This is a genomic window from Rhodococcus mengyinensis, assembly GCF_048381435.1.
Lineage (GTDB): Bacteria > Actinomycetota > Actinomycetes > Mycobacteriales > Mycobacteriaceae > Rhodococcus_F > Rhodococcus_F opacus_D.
Genome location: NZ_JBLWIT010000161.1, coordinates 40297 through 53495, shown reverse-complemented (window position 1 = coordinate 53495; position 13199 = coordinate 40297). Strand labels below are relative to the sequence as shown.

Annotated in this window: 17 protein-coding genes; 14 read left to right on the top strand and 3 right to left on the bottom strand. The window is 65.1% G+C overall.

What is annotated here, in order from left to right:
* Position 1: 1 nt before the first annotated feature.
* From rplO to map, 4 genes are all read left to right on the top strand, one after another.
* Entirely contained in the window at positions 2 to 445 is a 444-nt protein-coding gene (rplO, locus tag ACNJ7E_RS42735; RefSeq protein ID WP_280782637.1) for a 50S ribosomal protein L15, read from the top strand.
* A 189-nt stretch (positions 446 to 634) separates the two neighbouring features.
* The gene (gene secY / locus ACNJ7E_RS42730) at positions 635 to 1948 is read left to right on the top strand and encodes a preprotein translocase subunit SecY (RefSeq protein WP_005239668.1); all 1314 of its coding nucleotides are present in this window, start codon (positions 635 to 637) and stop codon (positions 1946 to 1948) included.
* A complete protein-coding gene (locus tag ACNJ7E_RS42725) occupies positions 1945 to 2490 on the top strand; it encodes an adenylate kinase (RefSeq protein WP_009479373.1) in 546 nt (181 codons plus the stop codon). Before secY ends, ACNJ7E_RS42725 begins: the two co-directional genes overlap by 4 nt.
* Positions 2490 to 3287, top strand: a complete 798-nt coding sequence (gene map, locus ACNJ7E_RS42720; protein ID WP_280782638.1) for a type I methionyl aminopeptidase — start codon at positions 2490 to 2492, stop codon at positions 3285 to 3287. Before ACNJ7E_RS42725 ends, map begins: the two co-directional genes overlap by 1 nt.
* A gap of 21 nt (positions 3288 to 3308) precedes the next feature.
* Here map and dtd read toward each other — a convergent pair whose 3' ends face one another.
* Positions 3309 to 3746, bottom strand: a complete 438-nt coding sequence (gene dtd, locus ACNJ7E_RS42715) for a D-aminoacyl-tRNA deacylase (protein ID WP_280782639.1) — start codon at positions 3744 to 3746, stop codon at positions 3309 to 3311.
* 264 nt (positions 3747 to 4010) lie between these two features.
* On the opposite strand from dtd, the gene infA reads away from it, so the two are divergent.
* The 9 genes from infA to ACNJ7E_RS42670 all read left to right on the top strand — a co-directional run bounded on the left by infA (position 4011) and on the right by ACNJ7E_RS42670 (position 9392).
* Positions 4011 to 4232, top strand: coding sequence for a translation initiation factor IF-1 (infA, locus tag ACNJ7E_RS42710; RefSeq protein ID WP_003418601.1), 222 nt, complete (start codon positions 4011 to 4013; stop codon positions 4230 to 4232).
* A gap of 86 nt (positions 4233 to 4318) precedes the next feature.
* Positions 4319 to 4432 (top strand): 50S ribosomal protein L36, encoded by a 114-nt coding sequence (gene rpmJ, locus ACNJ7E_RS42705; RefSeq protein ID WP_003938068.1) that lies wholly within the window; start codon positions 4319 to 4321, stop codon positions 4430 to 4432.
* Between the two features lie 221 nt (positions 4433 to 4653).
* Positions 4654 to 5028: a 30S ribosomal protein S13 gene (rpsM, locus tag ACNJ7E_RS42700; protein ID WP_005239677.1), complete on the top strand. Its 375-nt coding sequence runs from the start codon at positions 4654 to 4656 to the stop codon at positions 5026 to 5028.
* Positions 5028 to 5441: a 30S ribosomal protein S11 gene (gene rpsK, locus ACNJ7E_RS42695; RefSeq protein WP_005239680.1), complete on the top strand. Its 414-nt coding sequence runs from the start codon at positions 5028 to 5030 to the stop codon at positions 5439 to 5441. Before rpsM ends, rpsK begins: the two co-directional genes overlap by 1 nt.
* A gap of 22 nt (positions 5442 to 5463) precedes the next feature.
* Positions 5464 to 6069: a 30S ribosomal protein S4 gene (gene rpsD / locus ACNJ7E_RS42690; RefSeq protein WP_005239683.1), complete on the top strand. Its 606-nt coding sequence runs from the start codon at positions 5464 to 5466 to the stop codon at positions 6067 to 6069.
* A gap of 116 nt (positions 6070 to 6185) precedes the next feature.
* On the top strand, positions 6186 to 7247 hold the full coding sequence (locus ACNJ7E_RS42685; RefSeq protein WP_005239684.1) for a DNA-directed RNA polymerase subunit alpha: 1062 nt from the start codon (positions 6186 to 6188) through the stop codon (positions 7245 to 7247).
* A gap of 27 nt (positions 7248 to 7274) precedes the next feature.
* Positions 7275 to 7844, top strand: a complete 570-nt coding sequence (gene rplQ / locus ACNJ7E_RS42680; protein WP_418342627.1) for a 50S ribosomal protein L17 — start codon at positions 7275 to 7277, stop codon at positions 7842 to 7844.
* Positions 7845 to 7930: 86 nt separating this feature from the next.
* Positions 7931 to 8743, top strand: coding sequence for a tRNA pseudouridine(38-40) synthase TruA (gene truA, locus ACNJ7E_RS42675; protein WP_280782640.1), 813 nt, complete (start codon positions 7931 to 7933; stop codon positions 8741 to 8743).
* A gap of 82 nt (positions 8744 to 8825) precedes the next feature.
* A complete protein-coding gene (locus tag ACNJ7E_RS42670) occupies positions 8826 to 9392 on the top strand; it encodes an NADPH-dependent FMN reductase (RefSeq protein ID WP_418342626.1) in 567 nt (188 codons plus the stop codon).
* 216 nt (positions 9393 to 9608) lie between these two features.
* Here the strand turns inward: ACNJ7E_RS42670 and ACNJ7E_RS42665 are convergent, their stop codons facing one another.
* Entirely contained in the window at positions 9609 to 10781 is a 1173-nt protein-coding gene (locus ACNJ7E_RS42665) for an epoxide hydrolase family protein (protein ID WP_283332980.1), read from the bottom strand.
* 102 nt (positions 10782 to 10883) lie between these two features.
* On the opposite strand from ACNJ7E_RS42665, the gene ACNJ7E_RS42660 reads away from it, so the two are divergent.
* Positions 10884 to 11471, top strand: coding sequence for a CGNR zinc finger domain-containing protein (locus ACNJ7E_RS42660; protein ID WP_418342625.1), 588 nt, complete (start codon positions 10884 to 10886; stop codon positions 11469 to 11471).
* A 52-nt stretch (positions 11472 to 11523) separates the two neighbouring features.
* Here the strand turns inward: ACNJ7E_RS42660 and eccE are convergent, their stop codons facing one another.
* Complete coding sequence (gene eccE / locus ACNJ7E_RS42655) at positions 11524 to 13173, bottom strand: type VII secretion protein EccE (protein ID WP_418342624.1); 1650 nt, start codon at positions 13171 to 13173, stop codon at positions 11524 to 11526.
* Positions 13174 to 13199: the final 26 nt, after the last annotated feature.

Here is a 13199-nt window from a genome sequence, read left to right as displayed (position 1 = left end):
CATGACCATCAAACTGCATCACCTGCGCCCCGCACCCGGAGCCAAGTCCAACAAGATTCGTGTTGGTCGTGGTGAAGGCGGCAAGCGCGGCAAGACCGCCGGTCGCGGCACGAAGGGCACCAAGGCCCGCAAGAACGTGCCCGCAGCCTTCGAGGGTGGACAGATGCCGCTGCACATGCGTCTGCCCAAGCTCAAGGGCTTCACCAACCCGTTCCGCACCGAGTACCAGGTCGTCAACGTCGGCGACATCGCCCGTCTGTTCCCCGAGGGTGGACAGGTCACGGTCGAGGACCTCGTTGCCAAGGGTGCCGTTCGCAAGAACCAGCTCGTCAAGGTTCTCGGCGACGGCGACCTGACTGTCGCCGTCCAGGTGACGGTCGACAAGTTCACCGGCTCCGCCAAGGAGAAGATCGCTGCTGCCGGTGGTACCGCCACCGAGCTGTGAGCTATCACCGCTAGCCAGTAGATGGCCGCAGTACAGCCTCGCGCTGTACTGCGGCCATTTGCGGCTGTACGGGCAGCCTGCCGCAGGTCTCCCAACTGTGCGTTCAGTTGCCACTGTTAGAGTTCTAGAGTTCATTCACGGACAAGTCTGCTTTCGACTCGTCTCCCCACCGTCGTGCCAGGAGGATCTTTGCTTTCCGCCTTCGTCTCGGCCCTCAGGACCCCAGACCTGAGGCGGAAGATCCTCATCGCGCTCGGTCTCGTTGCGCTCTATCGCATCGGTGCCGTGATTCCGTCGCCGGGCGTCGACTACGGGAACGTCCGAGCCTGTGTCGATCAGCTGTCGGGCGGTGACTCCGCGGGTATCTACTCGCTGATCAACCTGTTCTCCGGCGGCGCGCTACTCCAGCTGTCCATTTTCGCGATCGGCATCATGCCGTACATCACGGCCAGCATCATCGTCCAGCTGTTGACGGTCGTCATCCCGAAGTTCGAGGAACTCCGGAAGGAAGGCCAGTCCGGCCAGGCGAAGATGACGCAGTACACGCGTTATCTGTCGATCGCCCTCGCGATCCTGCAGGCCACCGGCATCGTGGCGCTCGCGTCGCGCGGCCAGCTGCTGCAGGGATGCCAGGAAGAGATCATCGCCGACAAGAGCATCTTCGGCCTCGTGATCATCGTGCTGGTCATGACCGCGGGCGCAGCGCTCGTCATGTGGTTCGGTGAGGTCATCACCGAGCGCGGTGTCGGTAACGGCATGTCCCTGCTGATCTTCTCGGGTATCGCGTCCCGCCTGCCGTCCGAGGGCAAGGCCATCCTGGACAGCCGCGGGGGACTGATCTTCGCGATCATCTGCGTCGCGGCCCTCGCCATCATCGCCGGCGTCGTGTTCGTCGAGCAGGGCCAGCGGCGGATCCCGGTCCAGTACGCCAAGCGCATGGTCGGCCGCAAGATGTACGGCGGCTCGTCCACGTACCTGCCGCTCAAGGTCAACCAGGCCGGCATCATCCCGGTCATCTTCGCGTCGTCGCTGCTGTATCTGCCGAACCTCATCGCGCAGCTCACCGGCGCCACGTCGTCCGCCGATCCCAGCTGGTGGCAGCGGATCATCAACGAGTACCTGGTGAATCCGAACAACCCGGTGTACATCGTCATCTATTTCGCGCTGATCGTGTTCTTCGTGTTCTTCTACGTCGCGATCACGTTCAATCCGGAAGAGCGCGCGGACGAGATGAAGAAGTTCGGCGGTTTCATTCCCGGTATCCGCCCCGGTCGCCCCACCGCGGACTACCTGAATTACGTGCTCAACCGCATCACCGTTCCCGGCTCGATCTACCTCGGCCTGATCGCGGTGCTGCCCCACTTCTTCCTGTCCGGAAGCCAGACCTCCAGCAGCATCTTCGGTGGTGCGGCCGTGCTGATTCTCGTCAGCGTCGCCCTGGACACGGTCAAGCAGATCGAAAGTCAATTGATGCAACGTAACTACGAAGGGTTCCTCAAGTGAGACTTGTCCTCCTTGGTCCTCCCGGTGCAGGCAAGGGCACCCAGGCCGCGATTCTGTCCGAGAAGCTCGGCGTCCCGCACATCTCCACGGGCGACCTGTTCCGCGCGAACATCGGCCAGGCCACCCCCCTCGGCCTCGAGGCGAAGAAGTACCTGGACGCCGGGGACCTGGTTCCCAGCGAGATCACCAACAACATGGTGAAGGCCCGTGTCGGCGAGCCGGACGCGGCCAACGGATTCCTCCTGGACGGCTTCCCCCGGACCGTCGACCAGGCTCAGGCACTCGAGGCGATCCTCGCCGAGCTGAACACCAAGCTCGACGCAGTGCTGTCCTTCATCGTCGACGAGGACGTCGTGGTCGAGCGGATGCTCGCCCGTGGCCGCGCCGACGACAAGGAAGACGTCATCCGCAACCGGCTCCGGGTGTACCGCGAGGAGACCGCGCCGCTGCTGGACTACTACAAGGACCAGCTGGTGACCGTCGACGCCCTGGGCGAGGTCGACGAGGTCAACGCGCGCGCACTGGCAGCGTTGGGTAAGTAATGGGCTTCGGGCGTAAGCGCAAGGTCGTCCCGTTCCGGACCGCAGGCGAGCTCGACGCAATGGCGGCCGCCGGTGCCATCGTCGGTGCGGCTCTGGTGGCGGTCCGCGAAGCGGCGAAGCCGGGTGTGAGCACGCTCGAACTCGACGAGGTGGCCGAGTCGGTCATCCGCGGCGCAGGCGCCGTGCCCTCGTTCAAGGGCTACCACGGGTTCAGCGGATCGATCTGTTCGTCCGTCAACGATCGTGTGGTGCACGGGATTCCCTCGGCGGAAGACATTCTCGCCGAGGGAGACCTCGTCTCCATCGACTGCGGCGCCATTCTCGACGGCTGGCACGGCGACTCTGCGTGGACCTTCGGTGTCGGAGACATCATCGAAGCGGACCAGCAGCTCAGCGACGCCACTCGGCTGTCCATGGAGGCGGGGATCGCGGCGATGCTTCCCGGCAACCGCCTCACCGATATCTCCCACGCCATCGAACTCGGCACCCGCGCCGCCGAGGTGGCGCACGACCGTAAGTACGGCATCGTCGACGGCTACGGCGGTCACGGCATCGGCCGGGAAATGCACATGGAGCCGTTCCTCGCCAACGAGGGCGCTCCGGGCAAGGGGCCGCAACTGGTGGTCGGTTCCGTTCTGGCGATCGAACCGATGTTGACCCTCGGCACCACCGATACCGTTGTCCTCGAGGATGATTGGACCGTCGTGACCTCCGACGGCACCCGTGCCGCACACTGGGAGCACACGGTCGCGGTCACCGAGGACGGGCCGCGCATCCTGACCCTGCGTCCGGAGTAGCGGCCGCCCGCGGGTGCGGGCCTACACGTCGATGAGCAGCGTCACCGGACCGTCGTTGACGAGGCTGATCTCCATGTGTTCGCCGAATACGCCGGTCTCGACGGTCGCGCCCAGCGCGCGCAGGGCGCCGGTGAACTCGTCAACCAGTGGTTCCGCCACCGGCCTCGGCGCCGCGGCGGACCAGGACGGGCGCCGGCCCCGGCGGGTGTCCGCCATGAGCGTGAACTGACTGGCGACGAGCACCGGGGCGTCGAGGTCGGACGCGGACCGTTCGTCCTCCAGGATGCGCATGGTCCACACCTTCTTCGCGAGCAGGGCCGCCTTCGCCTCGTCGTCGGTATGGGTGACGCCGACCAGGACGAGCAGCCCGTGGCCGCCGGCCGGGGGAGTGATTCGGCCGACCTCCTCGCCGTCGACGCGGACCGACGCGGACGTCACTCGCTGTACCAGGGCGCGCACGCACACCATCCTTCGCATCGTGGCCGTGGGTATCGGAAGTCGAATTCTCGCCGGGCTTGCGAGTCCGTCAGGGACCGCATTTGGCCTGGTGAGCAATTTCCCGTAACATGGATCAACGGTGCGCTATGCGTGCCGGTTGTCTGCGTGCCCAGTGCCGGATTCGATCCGGATTGTTCATGTTTCGGCCGGTGAAGATCCCATTGGGCGCCACGGTAACGGAAACAGATGCAATAAGCACGCCAAACCACATGGATCGCGGAGGATATGGCTAAGAAAGACGGGGCCATCGAGGTCGAGGGACGAGTAGTCGAGCCGCTGCCCAATGCGATGTTCCGCATTGAGCTCGAGAACGGCCACAAGGTTCTCGCCCACATCAGCGGAAAGATGCGTCAGCACTACATTCGCATCCTCCCGGAAGATCGCGTTGTCGTAGAGCTCTCGCCCTACGACTTGTCGCGCGGACGCATCGTTTACCGGTACAAGTAAAGCTTCCCCGCCCGACCAGGTCGGGGAGAAGTACGTCCGCTGCGGCTCTGCGTAGTGGGCTGCCACAAAACAGGAGATCAGAAGACGTGAAGGTTCAGCCGAGCGTCAAGAAGATCTGCGAAAAGTGCAAGGTGATCCGTCGTAACGGCCGGGTCATGGTGATCTGCGAGAACCTGCGCCACAAGCAGCGTCAGGGCTAGATCTCCGCTTTTCGAGGATCTGCTTGGCAACAAGCAAAGATGACCTCCCAGCACCAGCCAGTACTCACGGCTTTCGAGCAGGTACTGGTTCACCCCCGGCACGGAGGCCGGGGCCCCACTGAGTTAGTTGAAGCATTGTCGGTCGCGAGACCGCCGACGTTTGAAGAGGCACAGGGGATGGACTGGGAGCAGACCTCCGCACACCGATAGGAAATGCCGACATGGCACGTCTCGCAGGTGTCGATCTTCCCCGTGAAAAGCGGATGGAGATCGCACTTACTTACATCTACGGCATCGGCCGTACCCGCTCCAAGGAGATCCTGGACGCCACCGGCGTCAGCCCGGATCTTCGGAGCAAGGATCTCTCGGACGAGGATCTGGCCAAGCTCCGCGAGTACATCGAGGAGTCGCTGAAGGTCGAGGGTGACCTTCGCCGCGAGGTCCAGGCCGACATCCGACGCAAGATCGAGATCGGCTGCTACCAGGGCCTGCGCCACCGTCGTGGTCTGCCCGTGCGTGGTCAGCGCACCAAGACCAACGCCCGCACCCGTAAGGGTCCGAAGCGCACCATTGCAGGCAAGAAGAAGGCGAAGTAATGCCCCCCAAGTCACGTAGCACCGGTCCGAAGAAGACCCAGAAGGCGCGTCGCAGGGACAAGAAGAACGTCCCGCACGGCGCCGCTCACATCAAGAGCACGTTCAACAACACCATCGTGTCCATCACGGACCCCGCCGGAAACGTGATTTCCTGGGCGTCCTCGGGACACGTCGGCTTCAAGGGTTCGCGTAAGTCGACCCCGTTCGCCGCTCAGCTGGCCGCCGAGAACGCAGCCCGCAAGGCGCAGGAGCACGGTGTCAAGAAGGTCGACGTCTTCGTCAAGGGCCCCGGCTCCGGCCGTGAGACCGCGATCCGCTCGCTTCAGGCCGCTGGCCTCGAGGTCGGCACCATCTCCGATGTCACCCCCCAGCCGCACAACGGCTGCCGTCCGCCCAAGCGGCGTCGGGTCTAGCGGGAAGGATAGGTAGAAGAAAATGGCACGTTATACCGGACCCATCACCCGCAAGTCGCGTCGTCTGCGCGTCGACCTCGTTGGAGGCGACCAGGCGTTCGAGCGTCGTCCCTACCCGCCGGGCCAGCACGGCCGCGCGCGGATCAAGGAGAGCGAGTACCTGCTCCAGCTGCAGGAGAAGCAGAAGGCTCGCTTCACCTACGGCGTCATGGAGAAGCAGTTCCGCCTGTACTACAAGGAGGCGAACAACCGCCCCGGTAAGACCGGTGAGAACCTGCTCCGCATCCTGGAGTCGCGTCTCGACAACGTCGTGTACCGCGCTGGACTGGCTCGCACCCGCCGCCAGGCCCGTCAGCTGGTCACCCACGGCCACCTCCTTGTGAACAACAAGAAGGTCGACATCCCCAGCTACCGCGTCTCCCAGTACGACATCATCGATGTCAAGGACAAGTCGCTGTCCACGCTTCCCTTCCAGGTTGCGCGCGAGACCCAGGGCGATCGCCCGATCCCGGGTTGGCTGCAGGTTGTCGGTGGACGTCTCCGGGTTCTGGTTCACCAGCTTCCCGAGCGTGCGCAGATCGACGTTCCTCTGCAGGAACAGCTCATCGTCGAGTACTACTCGAAGTAGGCCTGACGGCTCGTGCGCCTTTCCGGTAGTTCCGACTACCGGAAAGGCGCACGGGCACGAAGTGCCTTTCCCATCGTGGGCGTCAAATAGCGGACGCCCGTACAGGAGGAAATCCAATGCTCATTTCTCAGCGACCCACGCTGACCGAAGAGGTCATCGCTGACAACCGCTCGAAGTTCGTCATCGAGCCCCTCGAGCCAGGCTTCGGGTACACCCTCGGCAACTCGCTCCGCCGCACGCTGCTCTCGTCGATTCCCGGCGCTGCTGTCACCAGCATCCGCATCGACGGCGTTCTGCACGAGTTCACCACAGTTCCCGGTGTGAAGGAAGATGTCACCGACATCATCCTGAACCTCAAGGGCCTCGTCGTGAGCTCCGAAGAGGACGAGCCGGTCACCATGTACGTCCGCAAGCAGGGCCCCGGCGCTGTGACCGCAGGCGACATCGTGCCCCCGGCCGGCGTCACCGTGAACAACCCGGATCTGCACATCGCCACCCTGAATGACAAGGGAAAGCTGGAGATCGAGCTCGTCGTCGAGCGCGGTCGCGGCTACGTCCCCGCCGTCCAGAACAAGGCGTCCGGCGCCGAGATCGGCCGTATCCCGGTCGACTCGATCTACTCGCCGGTGCTCAAGGTCACCTACAAGGTGGAGGCCACCCGCGTCGAGCAGCGCACCGACTTCGATCGGCTCGTGCTCGATGTGGAAACCAAGAACTCCATCACCGCTCGGGACGCGCTCGCTTCGGCGGGCAAGACCCTGGTTGAGCTCTTCGGCCTGGCCCGTGAGCTGAACGTCGAAGCAGAAGGCATCGAGATCGGCCCCTCGCCCGCCGAGGCCGATCACATTGCTTCGTTCGGACTGCCCATCGAGGACCTGGACCTGACGGTCCGTTCCTACAACTGCCTCAAGCGCGAAGGTGTTCACACCGTCGGTGAGCTTGTCGGCCGTACCGAGTCCGATCTGCTCGACATCCGCAACTTCGGACAGAAGTCCATCGACGAGGTGAAGGTCAAGCTGCATTCGCTCGGCCTGGCCCTCAAGGACAGCCCCGCGTCCTTCGATCCCACCACCGTTGCCGGCTACGACGCCGCCACCGGGACGTGGAGCGACACGGACGCCGGTTCCTTCGGTGATGCCGAGGGCACCGAGGACTACGCCGAGACCGAACAGCTGTAGCTCACGGTCCTTTACTAGGAGATCATCATGCCCAAGCCCAAGAAGGGTGCCCGCTTCGGCGGGTCGGCTTCGCACCAGAAGGCGATCTTCGCCAATCTGGCTACCGCGCTCTTCGAGCACGGCCGCATCACCACCACGGAGTCCAAGGCCAAGGCCCTGCGCCCGTACGCCGAGAAGCTCGTCACGCACGCCAAGGCCGGAACCCTGGCACACCGTCGCGAGGTTCTGAAGGTCATCCGCAACAAGGATGTCGTGCACACCCTGTTCGCGGAGATCGGCCCGTTCTACGCCGATCGTGACGGCGGCTACACCCGCATCATCAAGACGGTCCCCCGCAAGGGCGACAACGCGCCGATGGCGATCATCGAGCTCGTCAAGGAGAAGACCGTCACCTCCGAGGCCGACCGCGCTCGTCGCGTGAAGGCATCGAAGGATGCGCCGGCTGCTGCTCCCGCCGAGGAGAACGTCGTCGAGGCCGTCGAGACCGAGGCAACCGACGCCGAGGTCGAGAACGCTGACGCCGTTGTCGAGGCCATCGAGGACGAGACCGCCACCGCGGCCGACGCCCCCGAGGCCGAAGAGGCCAAGAAGGACTAGTCCACTTGGTTTCGGCACACGCTGAATCGAACGGGCCCGTCGTCCCCCCGAGGGACGGCGGGCCCGTTTCGTATGGGACCCGTCGCTTGCGCCTGGACATCGCGTACGACGGAACCGATTTCTCCGGGTGGGCCCGCCAGAACGGGCTGCGCACGGTGTGCGGGGAGATCGAGGAGAAGCTCGGCGCCGTCCTGCGTACACCGTTGCAACTCACGGTGGCGGGGCGCACCGACGCCGGGGTCCACGCCACCGGACAGGTGGCGCACGTCGATGTTCCGGTCGACGCCCTCCCTGACGACCCATCCCGGCTGGTCCGCAGGCTCGCGCGGTTCCTGCCGAAGGACGTGCGGATCAAGCGGATCGCCTTCGCGCCCGAACACTTCGATGCGCGGTTCTCCGCGATGCGCAGGCACTACGAATACCGGCTGACGTCGGCGGCCTACGGCGCCGATCCGCTCCGAGCCCGGGACACCGTGTCGTATCCGAAGGTTCTCGACCTCGAACTCATGCGCTCGGCGTCCGCGACACTGCTGGGTCTGCACGACTTCGCGGCGTTCTGCAAACGCCGGGAAGGCGCCACGACCGTCCGCGATCTCCAACGTTTCGACTGGGAGCGCGACGGCGACGTGTTCACGGCCTTCGTCAGCGCCGACGCCTTCTGCTGGTCGATGGTGCGCAGTCTCGTCGGTGCGGTTCTCGCCGTGGGGGAGGGGCGCCGCGACCTCGGCTGGATCGAAGGACTCCTCCAGGAGAAGTCGCGGTCGAGTTCGATCCTGGTGGCCCCGGCGCACGGACTGACCCTGGTGCGCGTCGACTACCCGGACGACGCGGATCTGGCGGCACGCAACAAGATCACCCGGGACGTCAGGACCGTGCCGGGCGGCTGCTGCGGCGACTGACCGGAACCTGCGGAGTCGATCACCACCGCGGTAGCCGAGGCGCCAGCACCTACGATGGCTCCGGAAGAGAAGGAGCCTGTTCATGACCGCAGTCGCACCCGTCCGGATCGAGATCATCATCGGATCCGTCAGAGTGGGCCGGATCGCTCCCGTCGTCGCCGGCTGGTTCGCCGAACGTGCTCGCGCCTACCCGGGGCTGGACGTGGGCATCATCGATCTCGCGGACACGCCGTTGCCGCAGGATCTCGGCGCATCGCCCGCGACGGACGAATTCCGGGAGCGAGTGGGCAGAGCCGACGGGTTCGTGGCCGTCACCTCCGAGTACAACCATGGTTACCCTGCAGCGCTGAAGACCGCGTTCGACAGCGTCAAACACGAATGGCGCTCGAAGCCCATCGGTTTCGTGTCGTACGGCGGGTTGGCCGGCGGGCTCCGGGCAACCGAACAGCTGCGCCAGGTGGTGGCCGAATTGCACATGGTGTCGGTGCGGCAGAGCGTGAGTTTCCACCAGGTGCGCAAGCGATTCGACGACCAGGGGCAGACGACCGACGGCGCCGCCATCGACTCGGCGGACCGCATGCTGGCGCAGCTGGCATGGTGGGCCGACGCGGTCCGCGTACAGCGCGGAACCACCCCGTACCCCGGCTAGTAGGCCCAGGAAGAGTCGTTGCCCGGCAAACGAATTCCGCGCGGACAGCGGTCACATGCACGGGTGGATGCGATCAACCCGGGCACACAACGATTGGGAAGAAACCCAGGAACGCTACCGCAAAGGTCTTCAACCGAGACTCCTCGCCGCGCAGAGCATTCGGCGCGTAGCTCAGATCCCCGGACCAATTCCGAGTTCCGGCACCCAGCGCCGCGTTCACCGATGAGCGGCCAGCACTGCCGCCAGGCCTTCTTGCAGGTCCTTGACGAAATACTCGGGAACCTCCAGCGACGGGAAATGTCCCCCGATCTCGGGCGACCTCCATCGGACGATTTGTCGGTACCGCTCCTGTGCCCAGGGACGCGGACACTTCTCGATGTCGCGGGGATACATACTGATTGCTGACGGGACGTCGACCCGAAGTTCGGGGTCCAGCGAGTTGTGGCTTTCGTAATAGATGCGGGCCGACGATGCGCCGGTCCGCGTCAGCCAATACAGGGTGACGTTGTCGAGAACGCGGTCTCTGGAAATCGTCTCGAACGGGCTGTCTTCGGTATCTGTCCACTCGGCGAACTTGTCCAGGATCCAGGCAAGAAGCCCGACCGGTGAGTCGACGAGCGAGTAGCCGATGGTCTGCGGTCGGGTCGCCTGCTGCTTCGCGTACGCCGCGTGGTGGCGCCAGAAATCGCGGGTTTCCTCGGTCCATTTGCGCTCGGCCGCCGTCAGCCCGTCCGTTGTCAACCCGGGCGGTGCCTCCGCGAACGTTGTGTGGATGCCGAGAACGTGCGCCGGGAACCTGCCGCCGAGGACCGTGGTGATATTGCCTCCCCAGTCGCCGCCGTGGGCTGCGAACTTGCTGTAGCCGAGCCTTCCCATCAGTTCCACCCATGCGGCTGCGATCTTTTCGGTTCCCCACCCGGTGGTGGCCGGCTTGTCGCTGTATCCAAAGCCCGGCAGCGATGGGACCACGACGTGGAACGCCGGCGCGTCTGCATCTTGCGGATCTGCCAGCTCGTCTACGACATCGACGAACTCGGCAATGCTGCCTGGCCAGCCGTGCGTCACGATCAGAGGAGTGGCATCTGCGCGCGCGGATCGGCGGTGCAGGAAGTGGATTCCCAGATCATCAATGGTCGTGCGGAACTGGCCGATACGGTTGAGGCGCTCTTCGAACGACCGCCAGTTGTACCCGGTGCGCCAGTAGTTCACGACATCGACGAGGTCGGCGAGCGGAACGCCCTGTTCCCATCGGCGAGGGTCGGGCGCGGCGTGATGGACCGTCTCGGCCTCCGGTAGCCGCGCCGCGGCTAATCGCGTGCGCAGATCGTCGAGTTCAGCGTCTGTTGCGTGGGCTTCAAATGCTTGCACGTCGCTGGTTGGACGGGGCATGAGACCTCCTGGCAATCGTGGAACCGGATACAACCTTTCGCGAACCGTCTAAGACGGTTCTAGCATGTCCGATCACAGGGTGCAACCTGCTAAGGTGGTTCCATGCGAGCCGAGTTTCCTGACTTTCGCCTCGGAAACGTGCTAGCGACCAGCTTCACGGCGACTCTGACGGAGCGGCGCGGCAACGCTCTAGAGCGCATTCCCACGCCGCAGCGACTCGTCGACTGGCTGGCAGTGAACGGCCTCGCCGTGGAGTCCTGCACCACCGCCCAGCTCGAACTCGCTCGGGAACTGAGGGAATCAATTCACGCCGCCGCGACAGCGGCCGCGATCCAGGACTCTCTCCCTGCGTCTGCTGTCCAAGTCATCAATGACTGCAGCGCTCAGGGTCGGGCCGCGGCTATCCTGACGCCGGAAGGTAAGCGGCGATGGCGACTCAGCTCGGCTTCCTGCGTGGAAGATGCCCTCAGCGTGATCGCCGCCGACGCGATCAGCATCATCGCAGGCGAACGAGACGGAAAATTGGCCCTGTGCGCATCGCCAACGTGCCAAGCCGCCTTCTTCGATACCAGTCAAAGTCGCACCCGCAAATGGTGTGACATGAACACGTGCGGGAATCGTCAGAAGAAGGCGCGCTTCCATGCCAACCAGCGCAAGAACGGGACTGCCGCACGGACGGGTGGCACCTGATCTGGATTGCCCGGGAGGGCGGGCCTGGAGGGAGGGAATCGGATTCCGGGGCCTAGTACTGGTGGACCGGCACGTACTCGTCCACCGCGCGAGGCCGGCCGATGAACGCCGTCTCGGACGAGATCGTGACCAGCATCAGTTCGATGCTCGTCCCTCCGGTCGACAGAAGAATGCGATCGCCCAGCGCATTCGGCTGGACTATCGACAAGTCCGGTTCGGCACCGGGCCACTGGCTCGGTTCTCCGTAAAGATAGATCGCGGTGACCCCGGCGCGGGGCGGCAGCGCGTTGACGCCGTCGAACACGACCGTGTTGAACCTGTTGTCGGACTGCGGATTGTGGCCGGCGATCCGCAACCGGTCGGGTGTGGCGATGGAGTCGATCAACGACGACCACGCGTCGGGCCGATCGGTGTGGATGAGCACCCGGGCGCCGGTCGCGACGGCGCGGAACACCAGTTGCTGGGCGAGATACAACTCGCCCGCCACGTAGACCATGCCGACGCCGGGACCTGCGATGCGGGCGGTGATTCCGTGCCCGTGGTCGTCGGAGCCGATGAGCTGGCCGCACCCCGCAGGCGGCAACTGCAGCGCACGCAGGTCCTCGACGGACATGTCGGTGCACGGCATCACGTCGTCGAGATCCGGCATCGCGACGGGGAGATTGGACAGCAGTCCGTCCCGGTGCCTGCCCCGCATCGAGACGAGCCCGGGAATCGTGAGCGACTCGGGCATCGTCCGGGTGGTGACCCGGCAGGCCGCGCCGACCTTCACCTGACCGTCGTGTCCGCTGGGGCGCAGCCGGATCGTCACGGTCGTGCCGAGGCTCGACGGAACCCAGAGCTTCGCGAGCAGGTCTCGTGTCAGGTAGCGCGGATCGACACCGTAGCCGGTGTTGCACACTCCGGGCAGCGGTGCATGCTTCCACGTCTCCGTGAAGGTCTTCGGATCGACGCCCCGACTGATCTGCAGCGCTGCGGATTCGATTTCCGGTGCGGTGAGAATGCGCGCGCGGCAGCCGGAATCGGCCAGTGCACGCACGACGCGGCTTGCCGCGATCGTGATCGCGCGCGACGCGCCTTCTTCGCCGCCGCCGCGCCGCGCCGCGGCGACAACACTCTGGGTGGCGTCGAATCGCAGGGCGACCCAGACCATCCGGGTCGCGGTCGCCGGGAGCGGACCGACCAGCCTGTCGTACACATCGGTGGCGGGGGAGCCGGCCGCGGCACGATAACCGTGGCTGACGATGTCGATCCCGCTCAGCGAGATGTCGTGCTGCACGAGACACGCGGCGAGCGCGTCGGTGGGAAGTTCGTGCGTCGTCTGGAATCCGTCCCGGGTGATCTGCGTGAGGCTCCCCGCAGGAGGAAGGACCTCGACGACGGCGACCACGCCGCCGCCGTCCCAGCGGAGCCCGACGGATTGGCCTGTCGGTGCCTGGAAGCTGACGGTGCGAGACTGCGTCCGACCGGGTTTGGTGCAATATCGCCAGCACGTCAGGGCCCAATCCACGCTCGACCAGCCGCCCACGCGGACGAGCGCAGCAAGAACGAGGACGACCGCGACGACGACGGCGCCCCACCACACCAGCCCGCACAGCGAGGCCGCGACCCCGCCGGCCACCCCCAGAAGTTGCGCCACGATCATCTCGGTCGCCGAGAACCGAAGAGACGACGGCCGGCGTGTGACGTGCGAACGGTCCATGGTTCCTCCCCCGAATACCTGAACCC